Here is a 22,742-nt window from a genome sequence, read left to right as displayed (position 1 = left end):
CGGCGCTTGATCAGCGGAACGGCATGCCGCCGCGGCCGCCCATGGCACCCATCATGCCCTTCATGCTGCGCATCATGCCCTTCATGCCGCCGCCGGCCATCTTGCTCATCATCTTTTCCATCTGCTGATACTGCTTCATCAGCTTATTGACGTCGGCCGGAGTCAGGCCGGAACCGCGCGCGATGCGGGCACGGCGCGAGCCGTTGAGCAGGCCCGGGTTGCGGCGTTCCTTCTTGGTCATCGAATTGATGATGGCGATCATGCGCGGCACTTCCTTGCCCTGGCTGACCTGCTGCTTGAGGTGCTCGGGGATCTGGCCCAGGCCCGGCAGCTTGTCCATCAGGCCGCCGATGCCGCCCATGTTCTGCATCTGCTCGAGCTGGTCGCGCATGTCGTTCAGGTCGAACTTCTTGCCCTTGGCGACCTTCTCGGCCAGCTTCTGCGCCTTGTCCTTGTCGACCTGCTGCTCGACCTGCTCCACCAGCGACAGCACGTCGCCCATGTCCAGGATGCGGCTGGCGATACGGTCCGGGTGGAACACGTCCAGGCCGTCGGGCTTTTCGCTGACGCCGACAAACTTGATCGGCTTGCCGGTGATGTAGCGCACGCTCAGCGCGGCACCGCCACGGGCGTCACCGTCGGTCTTGGTCAGCACCACGCCGGTCAGCGGCAGCGCTTCACCGAAGGCCTTGGCGGTGTTGGCCGCGTCCTGGCCGGTCATGGCATCGACCACGAACAGGGTTTCAGCCGGGTTCACCGCCGCGTGCAGGGCCTTGATCTCGGCCATCATCGCTTCGTCGATGGCCAGGCGGCCGGCGGTATCCACCAGCAGCACGTCCACGAACGACTTGCGCGCATCATCGATGGCCGCGCGCACGATGGCTTCGGGCTTCTGGTCGGCGCTGGACGGGAAGAACAGCACGCCCACCTGGTCGGCCAGGGTCTTGAGCTGCTCGATCGCGGCCGGACGATAGACGTCGGCCGACACCACCATCACTTTCTTCTTGCGCTTTTCCTTCAGGTGCTTGGCCAGCTTGCCCACCGTGGTGGTCTTGCCCGCACCCTGCAGGCCCGCCATCAGGATGATGGCCGGGGCCGGCACATTGAGGTTCAGGTCGGAGGCGGCCGAGCCCATCACGGCGGTCAGCTCGTCGCGCACCACCTTGATCAGCGCCTGGCCCGGGGTCAGTGACTTGAGCACTTCCTGGCCGACCGCGCGCACCTTGATGCGCTCGACCAGGGCCTGCACGACCGGCAGGGCGACGTCGGCTTCCAGCAGCGCGATGCGGACTTCGCGGGTGGCCTCGCGGATGTTTTCCTCGGTGAGGCGACCGCGGCCACGCAGCCGCTCGATGGTGCCGGAGAGGCGCTGGGTCAGGGACTCGAACATGGAGGCAACCTGTTCAGAACGAAAGACAAAGAGACGCACAGTATAGCGGGTCCGCCGCACTCCCCCGACGGCCCGGGGGTATGCGAAACTGACACGATGACAATCGTTCTCATCGCGACCCTGCTGTACCTGGCCGCCACCGCCCTGCTGGTGCGCGCGGTGGTGCGCGATGACGCCAACCGCTCGCCCACCTGGCTGTGGCCGGCGGTGCCGGCGATGGTCCTGCACGGCAGCTACCACGCACTGGTGGCCCTGCACACCAGCGGCGGGCCGGACATGCACTTCTTCGCGGCGCTGTCCCTGGTCGGGCTGGGCATGGCCTGGCTGACCTCGCTGGTGGCCGCGCGCGGGCGCATGGCCGCGCTTGGCGTGCTGGTGTTCCCGATGGCTGCGGCGGTGTTGTGCGTCTATCACGGCTATGGGCATGCGCCCAGCCGCCCGCTGGGCTGGCAGCTGGCCACCCACGCCTGGATGGCGCTGCTGGCCTACGCCACCCTGAGCGTGGCCGCGCTGCTGGCGATCATGCTGTGGCTGCAGGAACGCGCCCTGCGCCGCCGCGATTTCCGCCCGTGGCTGCGCGCCCTGCCGCCGCTGGCAGACCTGGAAGCCCTGCTGTTCCGCGTGATCGCGGTGGGCTTCGCGCTGCTCACGCTGACCCTGCTCACCGGCGTGCTGTTCGTTGACGACCTGCTCGCGCAGAAGCTGGTGCACAAGACCGTGCTCAGCGTGCTGTCGTGGATCGTCTTCGGCACCCTGCTGATCGGGCGCCGCCGCTATGGCTGGCGCGGCGCCAAGGCCGTGCACTGGACCCTCACCGCCATGGCGCTGCTGCTGCTGGCATTCTTCGGCAGCCAGTTCGTCATCGAACTGGTGTTCGGGCGCGCGCGCTGATCAACCGCCGCGGCGCGCCCGCTGCATCGCTTACAGCCCGTAACGCGCGATCACATCAAGGTGCCGCTGTTCGTCCTGGCCGCAGGCTTCGGCCAGGCGCAGCCAGCACATCCGATGCGGCCAGCCGGCGGTGGCCTCAAGCAGGAACCGGTGCAGCGCCAGCGGAGGCGCCTCCTGTGGCTGGGCGAGGGTGAACAGCACCCCCGGCAGCGGCGCGCCGTCGGCCTGGGTGTCGGCAAGCTGGTAGTCGTCCGCGCTGTGGGTCCACAGCTTCCAGCCGCGGTCCTTGACCGCGTCGGAGAACGCCGCCCAGGCCTCCTCGCCCGGATGCACGCCATCCACCAGCCAGCTCGCCGCATGTCCCCCGCTTTCCAGCAGATGGACTTCGGCGTAGGTAGGCATGAAGCGACGGCGTTCTTCTTCATCTTCCGGTGCCGGATGCACCAGTTCGGCGTCGAACACCACCCAGTCGTCCACACGCTGGCGCCGGTTGGCTGGCGCGTTCTCGACGATGCGCGCGGTGACCGGGCCGGTCCGGCGCGCGTAGTACTCGATCGGGTCGCCACCGTCCATGCAGCGGATGATCACCCAGCCGAAGTTCTCTTCGACGGGGCCTTCGGTGCTGTCCAGTTCCATGCCGACCGCGGCGGCCGATGTACGCACGGCTGCCCAGTCACGAGCCGCGCTGGCTGCCGTCATATGGTCCCAGTGTGCGCTGCGCGGTTCCTCCAGGACCTCGGTGAGGTGGCGGTACTGCGCGGCGGCGTCCGGGAAGCGCTGCATCGCCATCAGGGCCATCGCCAGCAGATTGCGCGCGCCGTGCGAACCGGGCGACAGCGCCAGCAGCGCCGAGCAGGCCTGCTCCAGCGCGGCCCAGTCGGACTGCTTCTGCGCGATCTGTGCCTGGCACCACAGCGCGAACACCGGCACCTGCGCCTGGTAGTGCTGCACCAGCCGTTCCAGCTCGCCCAGGTCGCCACGCTGCACCAGCAGCCGCATCAACGAATACGCCGGGGAGGCATCTTCGTGCGGGTGGCGCTGCACGAACGCCCACAGCAGGGCCAGCGCCTCCTCCTCGGCACCGCAGGCCGCAAGCGCCGAGGCGGCCACGTCCAGCAGGGCCGCATCATCGGGCCGCGCCGCCACGGCCTGCAGCAACCACTGCGCCTCGTGCTCGGGGTCGCGCCCTTCGTTCTGCGCCCCCTCCCCGACCAGCCAGTCCAACAGGGCCTCGGCGGGCACGGGCAGGGCGGCCACAGCGGGGGCGGCCTCGATGCGCGCGGCCATCGCCGCCACGGCATCGCGGGCGCCCAGGTCCTGGCGCAGGCCATCCAGGTGTTGGCGGGCCAGCGCCAGGTGGCGTTGCGCGGTCCACACCGCGCCACGCTGCAGGGCCATGTCCACGCACAACCCGGCAATCTCGATCACGAAACGGTGCGCGCCCACCTGGGCGTAGTGCGCCAGGGTGGCGCTCATCCGGCGCCCCAGGTCCCAGCCGTTGCGTTCGGGCGCGCTGCGCACCAGCAGCGCCGCCGTGTGCGCCCACATGCGCCGGTAATTCGGCGACACCTGGTTCCACGGCACCAGGGCCTCCAGCGCCTCTTCATCGCGCCCCAGCTGCGCCAGCGCCCAGGCACGCGAGAGCCGACGTGGCACGGTGCAGTTGGCCGGCTCATAGTCGCCTTCGGCCTCCACCTCGGCCTGGCGCGCGTCGATCAAGGCCAGGGCCTCGGCGGCACGGCCGCTGGCCAGCAGGATCTTGATGCGCATTTCGGGGAAGCTGTCGTAGACCTTGCCGCCATGCGCCAGCACGGTACCGGCCTGTACGTCCAGGTAGTCCAGTGCGCCCTGGGAATTTCCATCATCCAGCAGCGCGTCGGCCTTCTCGCAACTCAGGCACTGGAAGCAGGCCCAGCTCGGGTCGATCCGCCCCAGGGTTTCTTCGCACACCTCGATGCGTTCGGGCACCCAGCCCGGACCATCGATGTTGCCGTAACACGCGGCCAGGTCCTGGGTCACGCACACCGACTGTGGGCACTCCACCGTGTCGGCGCGGTGCGCGCGTTCGAACAACGCCACCGCATCACCCAGCGCCGACTCGCCCTCCAGCCGGTTGCCGACCCGGTTGCGCATCTCCCAGTGGCCCACGAACACGTCCAGCCATGGATTTCCAAGCGTCTTGCCGAGCGCACGCGCTTCGGGCAACAGCGCATCCACGCGATCGATGCGCAGCTCGCAGACCTCGTCGGTCAGCCGGGTGAGCAGCTGCGCGCTCTGCGCCTGCCCTGCCTCACCCAGATCGTCCTGCAGTTTTTCCACCCAGTTCCAGATATCCATGCGGTCGTGCCGTCCTGTAATGCGTAAAGAAAATCGAAATGTCAGCGCGGCTGCAGCATCTGCTGCAGGGCCTCGGCGATGTCACCGAACGCGCGGTTGAGGTCACTGCTGGCCGCGCCGCCGTCCTGCGCACGTCCCTGGGCGCTGACGATCACCTTCAGCGAGCGCAGCAGCCGCGCGGCGGCCTCGGCCTGGGGATTGCCGGCGCGCATGGCCGCCAGCAGCGCCTGCACGGCCGGGTTGTCCAGGTTGAGATACAGGCGCGAGGGTGCACGTGCGACGATGCGGGCAGTGAACTGCCGCGCCAGGCGCAGCGCGGCCATTGAAACGCGCTTGTCGTTCTCGTCGTCTTCGAGGCGGCGCTTCAGCTCGGCCTCGCGATCGGGCACCACCACCACCGGCAGTTCAGCCGGGCTGAAGTGCGCCGGCAGCAGCTGCTCGCCATCGCCCAGGTGGGTCTGCAGCCACGCCAGTTCGGCCTCGGGCAGCGTGTCGGTCTGGAACAGCGCGCGATTGCCCTGCTCGGTGCCCAGCTCCACCAGGCGCATGCCCTTGGCCTGGGTCCAGCGCCGCAGGAACGGCACCACGGCATAGCGGTTGCCATGCGCCACCGGCACGCCCATCGCGCGGAACAGCATTTCCTCGAAGCCGCCACCACTGTCCAGGATCACGTGGACCGCGCCACGCGACGGCAGTTCACTGGCGCGGATGTCGCCCTGCGAGCTGGGCACGCGCACGTGCTCGAGCAGCAGCTGGAACAGCCGGTCATCGCAGAGCGAGGCGCCCAGCAGCGCCTCGTTGTGCCGGGCCAGGATGCGCCGCCAGGCTTCGGGCTGCTGCCGGGCGATGTCGACCAGCCCATCGATGAGTGCCTCGCCGAGCGCATGCTGCACCGCGCTGTAGATGTCGTCGCGCTGAAGGTCCTCGCGACTGGCGGTGGGGGTCAGCCGGCTGGATTCGATCACCCCGCCAATGAACCCGGCCCACGGCGGCAGCAGGTCGCGTGCGTCGTCGTCGAGCAGCATCCCGCGCACGAATACCGACAGGTTGCGGTTGTCGCTGGTGCCGTAGGTCGCGCCGTCCTGCACCCACAACAGCCCCACCGCGTCGCTTCCGCCTTCGGCGCGCAGCGGCATGCAGGCAATCGGCTCGAAGCTGCGCTCGAAGTGCGCGGCAAACTCCAGCGCGCGGCGCTGCGCCTGCAGCGGATGCAGCGTCACGCCCGCCTGCGGGCGCCACGGCGGCGGCTCGGGATTGATCGCACGCGCGTCATGGCCGATATGGATGGGTTCGCCCAGCAGCGCGCAGTAGCGGCCCAGGATGTCGCGCAGGGTCTGCTCCTGGGCCAGGTGCGTGTAGCTGCCATGCAGTTCCAGCACCACCTCGGTACCCACCGCACGCGGAGGCATCGGCGATACCGTGTACTGCTCGGCATTGCTGGACACATAGCAATGGCCCAACCCGGGTTGTTGGTAGGACGTGGTGCGCACGGTGACCCGGCGCGCCAGCACGAACGCGGACAGGAAGCCCAGCCCGAACATGCCGATCAGCCCCTCGTCATCCTCGCCCGCCTGGCGCAGGCCACGGGTATAGCCCACGCCGACGGTGGCCAGATAGTCGTGGATTTCCTGCTGGGTCAGGCCCGCGCCGGTATCGACGATACGTACGATGCCGTTCACCGGATCGCCATGCACCTCGATCCGCCCGGCCTCCTGCCAGTCCGCCTGTTCCAGCCGACGTCGCACCAGCGAATCATGCGCGTTCTGCACCAGTTCCCGCAGCGCCACCACCGGGGTGGAATACAGGTGTTTGCCAAGGACCGTCATCAATCCGTTGAGGTCGACACCAGCGCGACGGATCTCGCTGGCGCCCTGCGTGTCCAGGGGAGTCGCTTGCATGTAATCGTTTTCTCTGGCGGGAACGGAAAACTAGCACAGCCCGGCCACGGTTTGCCTGCGCGGCCGCATGCGCCGGAAATGCCCGATTCAGATCGCGTCGATCGCTTCGGACAACCGCTCCACGGCGATGACTTCCATGCCCTTGACGCTGCCGGTCTTGGGCGCATTGGCCTTGGGCACGATCGCGCGCTTGAAGCCGTGCGTGGCCGCTTCGCGCAGGCGGTCTTCGCCGTTGGGTACCGGGCGGATCTCGCCGGACAAACCCACTTCGCCAAAGGCGATCGTCTTTTCCGCCAGCGGCCGGTCCTGCAGCGAGGACAACACGGCCAGCAGTACCGGCAGGTCCACGGCGGTTTCCTGCACCCGGATGCCGCCCACCACGTTCACGAACACGTCCTGGTCACCCACCAGCACCCCGCCGTGACGGTGCAGCACCGCCAGCAGCATCGCCAGGCGGTTCTGTTCCAGGCCCACTGCCACGCGGCGTGGATTCGACAGCGGTGAGGCATCCACCAGCGCCTGCACTTCCACCAGCAGCGGGCGGGTGCCCTCGCGGGTGACCATCACGCAGCTACCCGGCTGCCGGGTGCTGCCGCCGGACAGGAAGATCGCCGACGGATTGGACACTTCCTTCAGCCCCTTCTCGCCCATTGCGAATACGCCCAGCTCGTTCACCGCGCCGAAGCGGTTCTTGAACGCACGCAGCAGGCGGAAGCGGCTTCCGCTCTCGCCTTCGAAATACAGCACCGCATCCACCATGTGCTCGAGCACGCGCGGGCCGGCAATGCCGCCCTCCTTGGTTACATGCCCCACCAGGAACACGGCCGTACCGGTTTCCTTGGCAAAGCGCACCAGCCGCGCCGCGCTCTCGCGCACCTGGCTGACCGAGCCCGGGGCGGCGGTCAGCGATTCGGTCCACAGCGTCTGCACCGAATCGGCCACGATCAGCTTCGGCCGCGCCGCGCTGGCGTGCTGCAGGATCGCTTCGACCTGGGTTTCGGCCAGCGCGTTGACGTTGTCCAGCGGCAGGTCCAGCCGCACCGCGCGGCCGGCCACCTGCGACAGCGATTCCTCGCCGGTGATGTACAGCACCGGCAGCGTGGCGGCCATCTTCGCCACCGCCTGCAGCAGCAGGGTCGATTTGCCGATGCCCGGGTCACCGCCCACCAGCACCACCGCGCCTTCGACCAGGCCGCCCCCCAGCACGCGATCGAATTCGCCGATGCCGGTGCTTACCCGCAGGTGCTCGGTCTGCTGCACGTCCTTGAGCGCCATGATCTTCGGCGCATCGACCTTGCCGGCCCAGCCCGAACGGCGCGCGGCCGGCGACTTGGTGGCCGCGGCGCTTTCCAGCGTGATCTCGCTCAGCACGTTCCAGGCGCCGCACTCGGTGCACTGCCCCTGCCATTTGCTGTATTCCGCGCCGCATTCGCTGCACACGTAGGCGGTAAGCCGCTTGGCCATGTCAAATCCAATTCATCGTCTGTCGGGCAGGATAGCCGAGCCACGTCGCAGCAACCGAGACGCGCGCCCAACCGCCGGCTGAACGCCCCCGCTCAACCTTGCCCCGCCCCGGCCGATACCGTGGCGGGCGCCCGCGCCTTTCCCTTCCCCATGTACATCCAGGCTTTTCCATGACCGGCACCTACAGCCAGAGTCTCGTCGTTTTCTCGCTGCTGGTTGCCATCCTCGCTTCGTATACCGCGTTGGACATGGCCGGCCGGCTGGCCAGTACCGAAGGCCGCGTGGCCCGCTGGTGGCTGGCCGGTGGCGCCGCCGCCATGGGCCTGGGCATCTGGTCCATGCACTTCGTGGCCATGCTCGCCTTCCACCTGCCGATCCCGGTCGGCTACGACCTGGCCATCACCCTGTATTCGCTGGCCGCGTCGGTGGGGGCCTCGGCCTACGCGCTGTGGCTGGTCTCGCGCCCGGAACTGCCGTGGCCGCGCCTGATCGCCGGCGCGGTGCTGATGGGCCTGGGCATTGCCTGCATGCACTACCTGGGCATGGCCGCGATGCGCATGGAGCCGGGCATCGAGTACGACCCACTGTGGTTCGCCGCCTCGCTGCTGATCGCCATCGTCGCCGCCGGCGCCGCCTTGTGGATCGCCTTCCGGCTGCGCACCCAACAGCGCCGTACCGGGCTCCTGCGCGGGGCGGCCTCGCTGGTGATGGGCCTGGCCATCGTGGGCATGCATTACACCGGCATGGCCGCCGCCAACTTCCCGGAAGGCAGCATCTGCGGCGCGGTGTACGCCAACGGGCTGGATACCAAGTGGCTGGCGGTGCTGGTCATCGTCACCACCCTGGCCACGCTGGGCATCGCGCTGATCGCCTCGCTGTTCGACCGCCAGATGCGTACCCGCACGGGCCTGCTGGCCGATTCGCTGGCCCAGGCCAACGAAAAGCTGCTGCAGGCCGCGCTGCACGACCCACTCACCCAGCTGCCCAACCGCATGCTGCTGCAGGACCGCATCGAACAGACCATCGAAAAGGCCAAGCGCCGCAACTTCAGTTTCGCGGTGATGTTCTGCGACCTGGACGGCTTCAAGGCCATCAACGATGCCTACGGCCACCAGCTGGGCGACAAGCTGCTGATCGAGATGAGCAGGCGGGTCAACGGCCTGCTGCGCGCGCAGGATACCTTCGCCCGGCTGGGCGGCGATGAGTTCGTCATCGTGTTCCAGCTGGATGTGCCCGAGGATGCCGCGGTGGTGGCCGAGCGGATCATCGCCACGGTGGCCGAGCCGTTCGAGATCGACACGCTGGACCTGCAGGTCACCGCCAGCTTGGGCATCGCGATGTACCCCACCGATGCCACCACCGAGCGCGAGCTGATGGCGCATGCCGATGCGGCCATGTACCACACCAAGGACTCGGGGCGGAACGGGTATACGTTCTTCACCGAATCGATGCACGTCAGCGCCAACCGCCAGCTCAAGCTGCTGCAGGAGCTGCGCCGCGCCCTGCAGCGCGATGAGATGGTGCTGCACTACCAGCCCAAGTTCCGCGCCGATGGCGGCGGGGTGATCGGCGCCGAAGCCTTGGTGCGCTGGCAGCACCCGGGGCTGGGCCTGCTGGGACCGGACACCTTCATTCCGATTGCCGAGCGCAGCGGGCTGATCCTGCCGCTGGGCGACTGGGTGCTGGACCAGGCCTGCGCGCAGCTGCGGCAGTGGCATGACGCCGGGCACGCAACGTGGTCGATGGCGGTGAACCTTTCGCCGCTGCAGTTCTCATCCACCATGCTGCTGGACACGGTAAAGGCGACGCTGGAGCGGCACGGCCTCGCCCCGCACCACCTGACCCTGGAAGTGACCGAGACCACGGCCATGCAGGACGTGGAAGCCAGCCTGCAGATCCTGCACGGGCTGACCGCGATGGGGGTGAAGATTTCCATTGATGATTTCGGCACGGGCTATTCGAGCCTGCTGTACCTCAAGCGCATGCCGGCGACCGAACTGAAGATCGACCGCGCGTTCGTGCGCGACCTGGAAGACAACGCCGAAGACGCGGCGATCGTGTCCTCGATCGTGGCGCTGGGGCGTTCGCTGCAGCTGCAGATCGTAGCCGAGGGCGTGGAAACCGCCGGGCAGCGCGACTACCTCAACGAACTGGGCTGCGACCTGCTGCAGGGTTACCACTTGGGCAAGCCGGTGGATGCCGAGGCGTTCCTGCGCAACGCCGCATAACCGACCAATGGCGCCGATCGTTTGGGGCCCACCGGTAGAGCCGACCGGTAGAGCCGACCGGTAGAGCCGACTGTTAGTCGGCTGCTCTTCGCGCGGACCCGCCCCTGCATTCTTCATGCATGGCGTTGCCGACTAACAGTCGGCACTACCACAAACAAAAAGGCCGCCCTTCCGGGCGGCCTCTTCGTTTGCATCACCCCCAAAGGGTCAATGCATCATGTGCACGTTCATGTTGTGCATCACCCACAGCGTGCCGGCGACGATGATGCCGATCACCACCACGGTGAAGGCCGCCGCGCTGACGTTCCAGCGCTGTTCCGACGAGCGGTTCAGGTGCAGGAAGAAGATCAGGTGCACGAAGATCTGCAGGATCGCTGCCACCACGATGATGACGCCCGTGGTGAAGACCGGCAGGCCACCCTTCATCACCGCCCAGAACGGAATGATGGTGAGGACGGCGGCCAGCAGGAAACCGACCAGGTACGACTTGACGCTGCCGTGGCTTTCGCCCGCGGCGCCATGGCCGTGGTCGTGTGCGTGAGTGTCATGTGCCATTACAGCGCTCCCTTCAGGTAGACGACGGAGAACACGCCGATCCAGATCAGGTCCAGGAAGTGCCAGAACAGGCTCAGGCACGCCATGCGGGTCTTGTTGGTCGGGGTCAGGCCGTTCTGCTTGATCTGGATGAACATGATCAGCAGCCACAGCAGGCCGGCGCTCACGTGCAGGCCGTGGGTGCCCACCAGCGCGAAGAACGCCGACAGGAACGCACTGTGGTCCGGACCGAAGCCCTCATGGATGAGGTGGTTGAACTCCCACACTTCCATGACCATGAAGCCGAAGCCCAGCAGCCAGGTCAGGCCCAGCCACAGGTACATCTGGCCAACCTTGTGCTTGTGCAGCGCGATCATGCCCAGGCCGAAGGTCAGCGAGGACACCAGCAGCAGCGTGGTTTCCCACGCGACGAAGGTCAGGTCGAACAGGTCCTTCGGACCCGGGCCACCGTTGGTGCCGCCGGCCAGCACGATGTAGGTCGCGAACAGGCTGGCGAAGATGAGGCAGTCGCTCATCAGGTACACCCAGAAACCGAAGACGGTGTTCTCGCCGGTGTCGTGGTGTTCGTGGTCATCATGGCCATGGGCCGCCGCGTGTGCGGCGTGCCCGTGGTTCACGTTGTTGGCGATAGTGCTGCTCATGCCTGCAACTCCGATTTCACCAGACCCTGCGCCTGCAGGTGACGGCGGTGCTCATTTTCGATCCGCTCCACTTCGGCAGCCGGCACGTAGTAATCCACGTCCTTGTCGAAGGTGCGCCAGATGAAGGTGCCGATCATGCCGACCAGGCCAACGATGGCCAGCCACCAGATGTGCCAGATCATCGCGAAGCCGAAGACCAGGCTGAAGGCACCAATCACCACACCGGTACCGGTGTTGCGCGGCATGTGGATGTCGGTGTACTTGGCCGGGCGTTCCCACGCCTCACCACGCTGCTTGCGTTCCCAGAAGTCGTCCAGCTCGGTGACCTTGGGCAGCGAACCGAAGTTGTAGAACGACGGCGGCGAAGAGGTTTCCCACTCCAGCGTACGGGCATCCCACGGATCGCCGGTCAGGTCGGCGGTCTTCTTGCGGTCGCGGATGGACACGGCCACCTGGATGATCTGGCACAGGATGCCGGCGCCGATGATGAACGCACCGACCATCGCAATGACCAGCAGCGGCTGGTATTCCGGGTTCGGGTAGCTCTGCATGCGGCGGGTCATGCCCATGAAGCCCAGGATGTACAGCGGCATGAACGCCACGTAGAAGCCGATGAACCAGCACCAGAACGCGCGCTTGCCCCAGGCCTCGTTGAGGCGGAAGCCGAACATCTTCGGCCACCAGTAGGTGATACCGGCGAACATGCCGAACACCACGCCGCCGATGATGACGTTATGGAAGTGGGCGATCAGGAACAGGCTGTTGTGCAGCACGAAGTCGATGGCCGGGATCGCCAGCATCACGCCGGTCATGCCGCCGATGGTGAAGGTGACCATGAAGCCGATCGTCCACAGCACCGGGCTGGTGAACTGCACGCGGCCGCGGAACATGGTGAACAGCCAGTTGAAGATCTTCACGCCGGTGGGAATGGAGATGATCATCGTCGTGATGCCGAAGAAGGCATTGACGTTGGCACCCGAACCCATGGTGAAGAAGTGGTGCAGCCACACGATGAACGAGAGCACGCCGATGGTGGCCGTGGCGTACACCATGCCCTTGTAGCCGAACAGCGCCTTGCGCGAGAACGTGGCGATCACTTCGGAGAACACGCCGAAGGCCGGCAGCACCAGGATATAGACTTCCGGGTGACCCCAGATCCAGATCAGGTTGATGTACAGCATGGCGTTGCCGCCACCGTCATTGGTGAAGAAGTGCGTGCCCAGGTAACGGTCCAGGGTCAGCAGCACCAGGGTGACGGTCAGCACCGGGAAGGCGGCGATGATCAGCACGTTGGTGACCAGCGCGGTCCAGGTGAACACCGGCATGTGCATCAGCTTCATGCCCGGGGTACGCATCTTCAGGATGGTAATGAAGAAGTTGATACCGCTCAGTGTCGTGCCTAGACCTGCTACCTGCAGGCCCCAGATGTAGTAATCCACGCCTACCCCTGGACTGAACTCCTTGCCCGACAACGGCGGGAAGGCCAGCCAGCCGGTCTGCGCGAATTCACCCACGCCCAGCGAGATCATCACCAGGCCCGCGCCCGCCACGAACAGCCAGAAGCTGAGCGAGTTGACGAACGGGAAGGCCACGTCGCGCGCGCCGATCTGCAGCGGCACCACTACGTTCATGAGGCCGGTGATCAGCGGCATCGCCACGAAGAAGATCATGATCACGCCGTGGGCGGTGAAGATCTGGTCGTAGTGGTGCGGCGGCAGGAAGCCTTCGGCGCCGTTGGCGGCGATGGCCTGCTGGGTACGCATCATGATGGCGTCGGCAAAGCCGCGCAGCAGCATGACGAAGGCGACGATGAGGTACATCGCGCCGATCTTCTTGTGGTCAACCGAGGTGAACCACTCTTTCCAGAGATAGCCCCACAGCTTGAACTTGGTGATCAGGGCCAGCACGAGCAGGCCACCGATCCCCGCGCCAACCAGCGTGGAGATGATGATCGGGTCGTGCGGGATGTCAGCGAATGTCAGTTTGCCCAACGGATTCATGCTTATTCTCCCGAGCCTGCGTGGCCGGCGTGACCGGCGGCGGCGTGCTCGTCTGCAGTGTGTTCGGCATGGTCGGCCGGCATGTCATGGGCACCGGCCGGCATCTCGTGGCCTTCGTGGCTTTCGCCCGCAGCGCCGTGCGACATGCCCTTGTGATCCATGGCCTTGTGGTCCATGCCGTAGTGCTGGTTGTCACCCATGTGGCGGGCAACGACCCAGTCGAACAGACCGGTTTCGGTGGTACCGAAGTAGGTCACCGGGTGCCAGTCGTGGTTCTTCTCGGCCACGAGCGCGCCAAAGGCGGCCTGGTCCATCGGGGTGCTCTGCGCACGCACCTTGGCCAGCCATGCCTGGTATTCGGCTTCGGTCACCGAGTTGGCGTCGAAATGCATCTTGCTGAAGCCCGCGCCGCTGTAGTGCGAGGACATGCCCGGGAAGGTGCCGGTCTCGTTGGCGATCAGATGGAGCTTGGTCTCCATGCCGGTCATCGAGTAGATCATGCTGCCCAGGTGCGGGATGAAGAAGGCATTCATCACCGAATCGGACGTGATCTTGAAGTTCAGCGGGGTGTTCACCGGGAAGGTGATTTCGTTGACCGTCGCGATGTTCTCTTCCGGGTAGATGAACAACCACTTCCAGTCCAGCGAAATGGCTTCAATCACCACCGGCTTGGTCTGCGAGTCCAGCGGACGGTACGGATCCAGCGAGTGCGACGAACGCCAGGTCAGCACGGCCAGGACCAGCACGATCATGCAGGGGATCGACCAGACAACCACTTCGATCGCGGTGGAGTGCGACCACTTCGGCTCGTAACGGGCCTTGGTGTTTGAGGCACGGTACTTCCAGGCGAAGGCGAGGGTCATGATGATGACCGGCACGACGACCAGCAGCATCAGCACGGTGGCCGTGATCAGAAGGGTCTTCTGGTCGTGGCCGACCTGGCCCTTCGGGGCCAGAATGGCCGAGCTGCAGCCCGTCATGAACACGGACAACGCGAACAGCAGGCCCGGGCGCAGCCAGCGCCCAAGGGATTTCAACGGAATCATCGGTCGATCCAATTGCGTAGGGAATGCCTTCTCAAGCGCGCCCCTCCGGCCAAAGCCGGGTGTACCGCTCCCAAGGGGGCGGCACGGAGGACGTTCATGTCAGCCCCCTAATTTTATGCCGTCACGCACCATTTAAGAAAGGCATTGACAATGATCTGGCGCAGGAAAGGCCCGAAAACGGCTGCGACACGTTGTCGCACTGCGCGCAGACCGCCCGGATCAGCACAGCCGGAGCGACATGTATAGACATGAATCGTTCACGGCAGCGATCGGTGCCACTGGCCCTGCCCGGCCGCCCGACCCACCCGAACCCGTCCTCGCGCGCACCCGGGTGCACCCCGAACGAACACCGGACTGCCGGGCCCCGGGCACACGTCCGTCGGACACCGGGCCGCCACGCGCCGTAGGGTCGGTTCCCAAACGACCGCCCTTGCACCACCCACACCCGGTAACGCATGAAACCTGATCAAAACCGCTCTTGATCTCCCCCGCCCCACCCGCCACTCCGCGCCCACCGGACCGATTACGACGCCCCGAAACACGCTCCAAACCAAATGATGCGCGTCGGCGAAACAATGATTTTTGTGCCCTGGCTCACACACAAACGCCGCAATTCCCGCATTTCCGTGCCACACCCGACAACCAGTAGATACAGCCTACTGAAATCGCAAACCCAACAGACACAAACGATTTCGCTTCTTCGTCGACCGCGGGCAAGGTTCTCCCCGGAGCTCAAAACTCCGGTGAGCCAAAATTATGGATGTCCCATGTCGGGAGGGTGGCTAATACAAGACCCCTCACGGGGGAATACACCCGCCGTCTGGTTTGCACGGTTTTGACCTCCCGACGCCCTCGCCCTCACCGGCGAGGGCCATTCCCTGTTGGAGGAGCGAAGATGAAACCCAAACCCGTCCAGTGGCCCGAAGACGAAGAAGAAGTCGTTCTGCTGCTACCCCGCTGCGCACCCAGCTATTCCCCCAGCTACTACCACAACGTGCGTGCCGTGCCCCAGATCGGCGAACAGGACCGCGATCACTTCGGCCCGCTCCCCTTGGTGACCCTGCGCGGCGCCTGGCTGCGCAAGTTCGGGTTCGAAGTAGGCGTGCACGTAAGAATTGAAGCCACTCCCGGGCAGATTCTCCTGCGCCCGCTGTGGAATGACGATCCGCCCGTGCGCGAGAATATCGAGAAGCCCGTCGTGCGCTATGTCGAAGTGGAAGATCGGTAACCTGGGACTAATTGACAGCCACCAGATACTGACCTAGCGTCCGAGCTGCCGTTCCCGCGTCCAGACACCAGGAAGTCTCAATGAACGTAATGTTGATTGGCGGTTCGCTTTTGATTGGAACGATTCTGCTGAGCTCGATTCCGCAGGCGGCCACGGCCGCCGCACCGGTTGAACAGACCTCTTTGGCAGTAACGCAGATTTCAACGGACGTCGACAAGACGTCCTTTGTCGAGCGGCTTACCGCGACCTTCCAGACAATGGCCGCCTCGGAATCCACCGAGGCACGTGCCGCAGGCATCCAGTACCTGGACGCCATCAAACAACCTGGCATTTCGGGCCTGATCGAGCAGTTCTCCTACCCGCTCGATGCAGGCGGATCGAGCGTGATTGCGAAAACCACGGATGCTCCCTGGCAGCCGGGATCGACCCGGGTAAGCCAGTGGTGCGGAAAGAGCAGTGGCTACCTCCATGTCTACCAGGTGACAGAGAAGTACATGGAAACCACGCGAAACGGCAGTTCACGCTCCTGGGTACCGGTGCAGAACAGCGCGACGATGGTTGCAACCTGTCCCGACAAGCTGGCCTGATCCCTGCGGGCGAGCCTAGGCAGCAACCACCCTGTTCTGGCATTCCGCCCCGCTGGCGAAATCGCACAGGTTGCGCAGGGTGATGCTGCAGATTTCCTGTAGGGCTTCAACCGTAAAGAAGCCCTGGTGCCCGGTAACCAGCACATTCGGGAAGGTCATCAGGCGCTGGAAGAGATCGTCATCGATGATCTCGCCGGACAGATCCTGGAAGAACAGCGCGCTTTCCTGCTCGTACACATCAATGGCCAGGTGGCCAAGATGCCGCGACTTCAGCGCGCGCACCACCGCATCGGTGTTGACCAGCGCGCCGCGCGAGGTATTGATCAGCATCGCGCCGGGCTTCATCAACCCCAGCGATTCCTCGTTGATCAGGTGATGGGTCTGCGGCGTAAGCGGGCAATGCAGCGACACGATGTCCGAGCGGGCCAGCAGTTCCTCCAGCGCCACGTAGTGGCCCACCGCCGAGAACTCTGGCGACGGGTAAGGATCGTTGCCCAGCACGGTGCACCCCATCCCGTTGAAAATACGCGCCGTCGCCAGCCCGATCTTGCCGGTGCCCACGATGCCTACGGTCTTGCCGTGCAGGGTGCGGCCCAACAGCCCATCGAGCATGAAGTTGCCCTCGCGCACCCGGTTGTAGGCACGGTGGGTCTGCCGGTTGAGGGTCATGACCAGCGCCAGCGCATGCTCGGCCACGGCCTCGGGCGAGTACGCCGGCACCCGGGCCACCAGCAGGCCCAGTTCCGCAGCAGCTACCAGATCCACGTTGTTGAACCCCGCGCAGCGCAGCAGGATCGCCCGCACCCCCAGCCCATGCAGGGCCCGCAGCACGGGCGCATCCAGGCGGTCGTTGACGAACACGCAGACCGCATCGAAACCCTGGGCCAGGCCGGCGGTCGTGGCGTCCAGCGCCGCATCGAAATAGGCCAGCTCAAATCCCTGCCCGGCGTGGTCGCGCGCATTCGCTTCATCGAGGAAACGGCGGTCGTACGGGCGGGCGCTGAACACGGCGGTTTTCATGGGATAGCCTTGGGCATGCGTGATCCCCAGTAAACCAGAACCCCGCACAGGATAGAAACTCCCATGCAACCGGTCTGGCGCAAGCGTCTGCTGACGGCCGCTACGGCCGCGCCGTCGTGCCACCACCACCGATCTTGAGCCGCTTGACGGCGAATACCCCGCCGATCATCAGGTCACCGTTATCCATGACCGTGGTGATGCCGCCCAAGGCGTTCCAACGACGGCTGTCGTCCGGGAAAACCCAGCGCGACTTGATCTCGCCCGTCGTCCAGTCCAGGCCCACATACTGGTAGACGCCCTTGTCCTTGTGCGCGGCGTACAGCAGCCCGGTTGCGGCCGAGACCACCGGCACCATGATGTCGGTGTTATCGACCTCATGGTTGATCCAGGCCTTCTCGAACGCGTCCTTGTCCGGATTCCAGTTGAACTTCTGTATGCCAATCGGCGCCGGCCGGGTGATCCCGCCGGTGAACGCGTTGCCCGGACCCGCCGGAAGCGGTTTGGGATACGTACTGTTGAGGAATGCGACGCCGTATCCCAACACATTGGGTGAGGGCTCGATGGTCATCTGGCTGATATCGATGCGGATCTGGTCGGCGATACGGTTGGACTGGGTGCCCGGCTTCTGCTGGAAGCCTGCCGGAATCGCGTCGCGCCAGAACGCCACTGCGTTGCTGCCGGTTTCGGCCGCATCGGCGATCACGATCAGTTTGTCCGGGTCGCTGCCGAATCCCATCAATGTCGGGGTGGTGCCCGAGCCGCGCGAGATCGCACCCATCGCCAAGGCTTTTTCGCCGGGCATGGAATCGTAGGCGGACGACCAGGCGCCGTCCTTTTCGTCGGTGGACAAAGTGGTCCCATTCCAGATCACCTTGTTCATGTGCTTCTCGGTGACCACGTAGATGCCATTGTTCTCATCGATCACGATGCTGTTGTCGACGGCCTCGCCATTGAAGGTCACTGACGCCTTCACGTTCAGATCCCGGTCCAGGATGATCAACGCTCCCGGCGCGGCTGCCGCTAGGAAGCCGTCGTAGGTCATGTTCAGGCCGATGATGCGGGTAACCGACCTGGCGACGTCTGCCGGCAGGCCCTTGGCTACGTCGGCCGTCTTTACGATCCGCGGCGGGTCACCGACTAGGTTGCCATCGGTTGTCTTGAGCACGTGGGTGCCCCCGTACACGCAGTAGTGGTTGCCGTCGCGATCAAACAGGTTGTACACCCCGTTGATGCCGCTTTCCATGTTGAGGCCGGCGGCACCCAACCCCTTCAGCGCATCCAGAATCTTCGTCTCGTCCTTGGCCCGGTAGGCGGCGTCCAGCTGGGTCAGTGCGGCATCCAGCGCAGTGGGCGTAGCCATTGCGGCGGATTTTTCAAAGCCGGGGTAAGGCAATAGTCCGCCCACCGCTTCGAACGCGTCACCGGTCACCCGGATCTTCTGCACACCCACCGCACCGCTGGCAAAGGCGATCACCTCCCCGCCCACCCGCTTCATGGTGGGATTGGAGGTGATCAGCGTGGGCACGGTCGCTACGTCCGCCGCAGTCAGGTTCCTGCTGCCGACGGGCCCTGCGATCAGCACCGAATCGGTTGCCGCTGGATTGAAGTGGGAGGTCGGGTAGACGCTCTCCGCCAGCCACGGGTTCGGTGGCGGCATGTTGAGTGGTGTTGCTGCAGGCGGCTCCGCGGGGCGGGCAGCCGCAGGTGCTGGGGTGGGAGTTGTGCTCGTGGTCTCGCGGTTGCATGCCTGAAGAAGCAGCGCGAGGATCAAACCCAGACCGACAGCCGGAGCCGCGTCCCACATCCTGGTCGTCATCTTCGATTTCCCTGCTGACCTTGACGAATGTCAGCTTCCACCGGGCCAACCGATGTCGCCTCAGCAAAGGCACGGTCGGTCGGCCGGTATTTTTACTTAGCGGCCGTATTGCATCGCGAGATGCGGCCGCGTCAGCCGCGCGCGAGGGACATATGGCCACCGCCCGTCTCAACCTGTGACTCTGGCCGACACTACGATCTGCGCCATGAGCACAGTTCACGACCATAGCACCCCCAACGAACCACCGAACCGCCGCGCCGAGCGCCCGGAGATGTTTGGCCACCTGTTCATGGGGCCGGACCAGCGCTCCCCCCTTGAGCAACGGGAGGCGGAGCGCAGGGAGCGTGCGCGTCGCACCGGGAAAGGACGTCGAGACTGGTGGAAGCGCGAACCACCGCCAAGCGGCTGAGGATGCGGCTTGAAGGGCAGGCGCCAACGGCGCGGCATCCACATGCCCCTGATCAGGCATCGGCTAAGCTTCCCGCCTGACCTGAAGACGGACCCCACTGCATGCCCTCTCCCCCCTCACGAGCCGGATGTGCCTTGTGCCGTGATGCGGAGCCGCTGCCGTTCGACTTCAGCTACGCGTTCCAGCCCATTGTCGACATACAGGCGCGCAAGGTGTTCGCGCACGAAGCGCTGGTACGCGGTCCGGCGGGCGAACCTGCCGACACGGTGCTGTCGCGCGTGACCGCCGAGAACCGGTATTCGTTCGACCAAGCGTGCCGTGAAAAGGCCATCCGGATCGCGGCCGGGTTGCAGCTGCCGTCCTGTCTTTCGATCAATTTCCTGCCCAATGCCATCTATCGGCCGGAAGTATGCATTCGTTCCACCCTGCAGGCGGCCGAGCGGTATGGCTTTCCAGTAGAGCGGATCATCTTTGAGACCGTGGAGGGCGAGCAGGTCAGCGACGGCAAATGGCTGGCCGAGATCCTGAGCGAGTACAAACGTATCGGCTTCAAGACGGCGATTGATGATTTCGGCGCTGGCTTCGCCGGCCTCAACCTGCTGGCCGATTTCCACCCGGATATCGTCAAGCTGGATATGGCGTTGATCCGCGGCATCAACCATAGCCGGTCGCGACGCGCGATCGTGGCCGGGGTGATCTCCATGTGCGACGAGCTGGATATCGAGGTGATCGCCGAAGGAATCGAAACCGCGGATGAGGCGCGATGCCTTTCCGATCTTGGCATCCGCCTGATGCAGGGCTATTGGTTTGGCCGCCCACGACTCGAGCAGGCCGCTGGCGAGGCTGACATTCCCTGGGGCGTCTGACGGCGCGGACTGCGGCCCTGACGCCGAGGTTAACAGCGGCCGGTCGAAACCCAGGCACGCGCCGATGTGTCATGGACCCGCATGCCAGCCTGGCCTAGTATCGGCAGCTGCCGAATGCCCATGACTGGATGTGCGTGAACAGCTTTGAAAGATTCAATGGCCGCCGTAGCGGCAAGGGCAGTCAGGTCGCCATCCTTGCCCATGGCTTCGGAACCGACCAGACGGCCTGGAGCGCCCTGCGCCCGTGGTTCGAGGCGCGCTACGAGGTAGTGTCGTTCGACCTCGCCGGTTGCGGACCCAACGGCGCGGACACCTACGATTTCGACCGGCACGGTTCGTTGTTCGGCTATGCCGACGACCTGCTGGAGATCATGGACGACCTGGCGCTGCGCGACTGCGTGTATGTCGGCCATTCCATGAGCGGCATGATCGGTGCGGTGGCCGCGGTGGCCCGCCCGGAACTGTTCGACCGGCTGGTCACCGTGGGGGCTTCGCCGCGTTACCTGGATGACACCGGCTACACCGGCGGCTTCCAGGCAGCGGATCTGGAAAACCTGTTCGACAGCATGAGCGCCAACTACCAGGCCTGGGTGGCCGGGTTCGCGCCGATGGTGGTGGGCGTGGACAACGGGGAGGTGGTGGCCGACTTCTCACGCACGCTGTTCCAGATGCGCCCGGACATCGCGCTCAATACTTCGCGCACGATCTTCAATTCCGATATGCGATCGCTGGCCGCGCAGCTGACCCGACCTGTGCACGTGATCCAGACCGCGGTCGACATGGCCGTACCGGTGCAGGTCGGTCATTGGCTGGAAGCGGCCATTCCGACCGCCACGCTGGATATCATCGATGCCGAGGGGCATCTTCCGCACATGACCGCCCCGGATGAAGTCGTCCGCATCCTCGAGCACCGCCTGGCGGGCAACGTAGCATGAGCACTACCGACAGCGACGCCCTCGCCGGCCTGTGCCACTTCGCCCAGCTCGCTTCCGGTGCGGATCTGGTCATGGCGGTGGAGATTGAAGCCAATGGCTGGGCGGGTTGGGCCGCTTCATTCCCGGCCATGCCTTTTTCCGGATTCAGCCTGGCCCGTAGCGGCATCCTGGAGCACGGCTGGTCGGGGGAACCTGCGGCCGCCGCCGGATTCCGCCTGCCCACGGCCCTGCTGCATGTATTAAACGGTCCACCGGCGCGGCTGCTGTTCGTGCCCGCGCCATCCCTCGGCGCGCCGCTGAGCGGCCTGCTGGTGCTGTGGAAGGGCGAGCCGTCCGCCACGCATTTGACCCCACAGGTTCCGCTGCTGGCCACGAGCGTCGCCCGGCTGCTGTCGGCCCGGCGCGAAAAGCTGCGCGAAGTGACGGTGCAGAACCAGTTCATCGATCTGGTCGAGAGCGTGCCCGCCGGCATCGTGCTGATGGAAGGCGACGGCGTAAGCGCAGTGATCAACGAGCGTGCCGCCGACCTGCTGGGCTGCCCGCCCGGTAACCAGCGCGCGCGCGACCTTGCCGAACCCATGCGTACCCTTCGGCAGCGGTGCGACAACCACGCCGAGCTTGAGCAGGCTTACGGCGCGCAGGTGGGCAATGTCAGTTTTGCTTCCACCTTGAACTGGGCGCTGGGCGAACGCACGATCGAGGTGGACACCCATCCCGTACGTGGGAACGGCGAATACGGCCGCATCTGGCTGTTCACCGACGTGACCGCCGAACTGCTGATGGCCGCCGAGCTGCGCCGCCTGGCCGCCTCCGACCCGTTGACCGGCATTCCCAACCGGCGCCACTTTGAGGAGCGCTCCGCGCAGATCATCGCCGCACGGGAAGCCACCGGTCATTCGGTGGCCGTGCTGATGGTCGACGTCGACCATTTCAAGAAAATCAACGACAGCCACGGTCATCCTGCGGGCGATGAAGTGCTGAAGGTAGTAGCCAAGCGCTGCCGGGAGGCGCTGCGCGAGCGCGACCTGTTCGCGCGCTTTGGCGGGGAGGAGTTTGTCGCGCTGCTGGCGGCGCCTGCCGTTGAGGATGCGCCCGCGGTGGCCGAACGGATGCGCCAGGCCGTGGCCGCCACGCCGATTGATGTTGGCGATGCACGCATCAATGTGACGGTGAGCATCGGGGCCGCACTGGGCGAAGCGCTGCCGGGGAGTGACCAGCCGCTGCTGGCCGAATTGATCGCGCGCGCGGATGAGGCGCTTTACCGGGCCAAGGCGGGCGGGCGTAACCGGGTCAGCATGGCGGCGGAATAGGCTCAATCGCTCGTTGATGCAGTTGTCATCCGAAAGACTGAAACTGCCTGGCGCCCCGTAACGGGTGGGACCCACGCACGCAGCCGTGGCCATGCACAGCACCACCTTCACTTGGGCACGC

General features: G+C 65.5%; 17 protein-coding genes. 7 read left to right on the top strand and 10 right to left on the bottom strand.

Features of this window, described 5'->3' with window-relative positions:
* Positions 1-10 precede the first annotated feature (10 nt).
* Complete coding sequence (gene ffh, locus V9K91_RS12175; protein ID WP_068850272.1) at positions 11-1,390, bottom strand: signal recognition particle protein; 1,380 nt, start codon at positions 1,388-1,390, stop codon at positions 11-13.
* A gap of 96 nt (positions 1,391-1,486) precedes the next feature.
* On the opposite strand from ffh, the gene ccsA reads away from it, so the two are divergent.
* Positions 1,487-2,281, top strand: a complete 795-nt coding sequence (ccsA, locus tag V9K91_RS12170; protein WP_068850270.1) for a cytochrome c biogenesis protein CcsA — start codon at positions 1,487-1,489, stop codon at positions 2,279-2,281.
* A gap of 30 nt (positions 2,282-2,311) precedes the next feature.
* On the opposite strand, the gene V9K91_RS12165 is transcribed toward ccsA, so the two are convergent.
* The 3 genes from V9K91_RS12165 to radA all read right to left on the bottom strand — a co-directional run bounded on the left by V9K91_RS12165 (position 2,312) and on the right by radA (position 7,980).
* Complete coding sequence (locus V9K91_RS12165; RefSeq protein ID WP_336442822.1) at positions 2,312-4,618, bottom strand: hypothetical protein; 2,307 nt, start codon at positions 4,616-4,618, stop codon at positions 2,312-2,314.
* Between the two features lie 41 nt (positions 4,619-4,659).
* Positions 4,660-6,516 carry an ATP-binding protein gene (locus tag V9K91_RS12160; RefSeq protein ID WP_095363383.1) on the bottom strand — a complete coding sequence of 619 codons (1,857 nt, stop codon included), beginning with the start codon at positions 6,514-6,516 and terminating at the stop codon, positions 4,660-4,662.
* An 87-nt stretch (positions 6,517-6,603) separates the two neighbouring features.
* Positions 6,604-7,980: a DNA repair protein RadA gene (gene radA, locus V9K91_RS12155; RefSeq protein ID WP_093533108.1), complete on the bottom strand. Its 1,377-nt coding sequence runs from the start codon at positions 7,978-7,980 to the stop codon at positions 6,604-6,606.
* A 170-nt stretch (positions 7,981-8,150) separates the two neighbouring features.
* Here radA and V9K91_RS12150 point away from each other — a divergent pair, with 170 nt between their 5' ends.
* Entirely contained in the window at positions 8,151-10,208 is a 2,058-nt protein-coding gene (locus V9K91_RS12150) for a bifunctional diguanylate cyclase/phosphodiesterase (RefSeq protein ID WP_336442823.1), read from the top strand.
* Between the two features lie 207 nt (positions 10,209-10,415).
* Here V9K91_RS12150 and cyoD read toward each other — a convergent pair whose 3' ends face one another.
* From cyoD to cyoA, 4 genes are read right to left on the bottom strand one after another with little or no spacing between them, the layout of a single operon-like run.
* Positions 10,416-10,763, bottom strand: coding sequence for a cytochrome o ubiquinol oxidase subunit IV (cyoD, locus tag V9K91_RS12145; RefSeq protein WP_093533106.1), 348 nt, complete (start codon positions 10,761-10,763; stop codon positions 10,416-10,418).
* Positions 10,763-11,404, bottom strand: coding sequence for a cytochrome o ubiquinol oxidase subunit III (gene cyoC, locus V9K91_RS12140; RefSeq protein ID WP_068850257.1), 642 nt, complete (start codon positions 11,402-11,404; stop codon positions 10,763-10,765). Before cyoC ends, cyoD begins: the two co-directional genes overlap by 1 nt.
* Positions 11,401-13,404, bottom strand: coding sequence for a cytochrome o ubiquinol oxidase subunit I (cyoB, locus tag V9K91_RS12135; RefSeq protein ID WP_068850255.1), 2,004 nt, complete (start codon positions 13,402-13,404; stop codon positions 11,401-11,403). Before cyoB ends, cyoC begins: the two co-directional genes overlap by 4 nt.
* A 2-nt stretch (positions 13,405-13,406) precedes the next feature.
* Positions 13,407-14,450, bottom strand: a complete 1,044-nt coding sequence (gene cyoA, locus V9K91_RS12130) for a ubiquinol oxidase subunit II (protein WP_068850252.1) — start codon at positions 14,448-14,450, stop codon at positions 13,407-13,409.
* An 895-nt stretch (positions 14,451-15,345) separates the two neighbouring features.
* Between cyoA and V9K91_RS12125 the strand changes: the two genes are divergently transcribed.
* Positions 15,346-15,678: a SymE family type I addiction module toxin gene (locus V9K91_RS12125; protein ID WP_176472625.1), complete on the top strand. Its 333-nt coding sequence runs from the start codon at positions 15,346-15,348 to the stop codon at positions 15,676-15,678.
* A gap of 80 nt (positions 15,679-15,758) precedes the next feature.
* Positions 15,759-16,265, top strand: coding sequence for a hypothetical protein (locus V9K91_RS12120; protein WP_336442824.1), 507 nt, complete (start codon positions 15,759-15,761; stop codon positions 16,263-16,265).
* A gap of 15 nt (positions 16,266-16,280) precedes the next feature.
* Here the strand turns inward: V9K91_RS12120 and V9K91_RS12115 are convergent, their stop codons facing one another.
* Positions 16,281-17,285, bottom strand: a complete 1,005-nt coding sequence (locus V9K91_RS12115) for a 2-hydroxyacid dehydrogenase (RefSeq protein ID WP_095363387.1) — start codon at positions 17,283-17,285, stop codon at positions 16,281-16,283.
* Between the two features lie 100 nt (positions 17,286-17,385).
* Entirely contained in the window at positions 17,386-19,101 is a 1,716-nt protein-coding gene (locus tag V9K91_RS12110) for a hypothetical protein (RefSeq protein WP_217977542.1), read from the bottom strand.
* 510 nt (positions 19,102-19,611) lie between these two features.
* Between V9K91_RS12110 and V9K91_RS12105 the strand changes: the two genes are divergently transcribed.
* The 3 genes from V9K91_RS12105 to V9K91_RS12095 all read left to right on the top strand — a co-directional run bounded on the left by V9K91_RS12105 (position 19,612) and on the right by V9K91_RS12095 (position 22,621).
* Positions 19,612-20,376: an EAL domain-containing protein gene (locus tag V9K91_RS12105; protein ID WP_336442825.1), complete on the top strand. Its 765-nt coding sequence runs from the start codon at positions 19,612-19,614 to the stop codon at positions 20,374-20,376.
* A gap of 128 nt (positions 20,377-20,504) precedes the next feature.
* Complete coding sequence (locus V9K91_RS12100) at positions 20,505-21,311, top strand: alpha/beta hydrolase (protein ID WP_336442826.1); 807 nt, start codon at positions 20,505-20,507, stop codon at positions 21,309-21,311.
* A gap of 71 nt (positions 21,312-21,382) precedes the next feature.
* Entirely contained in the window at positions 21,383-22,621 is a 1,239-nt protein-coding gene (locus tag V9K91_RS12095) for a GGDEF domain-containing protein (RefSeq protein ID WP_336442827.1), read from the top strand.
* Positions 22,622-22,742: the final 121 nt, after the last annotated feature.

Source organism: Stenotrophomonas sp. CCNWLW57 (assembly GCF_037203925.1).
GTDB lineage: Bacteria > Pseudomonadota > Gammaproteobacteria > Xanthomonadales > Xanthomonadaceae > Stenotrophomonas > Stenotrophomonas rhizophila_A.
The sequence above is the reverse complement of the archived record's forward strand: the minus strand, read 5'-3'. Positions and strand labels throughout refer to the sequence as shown.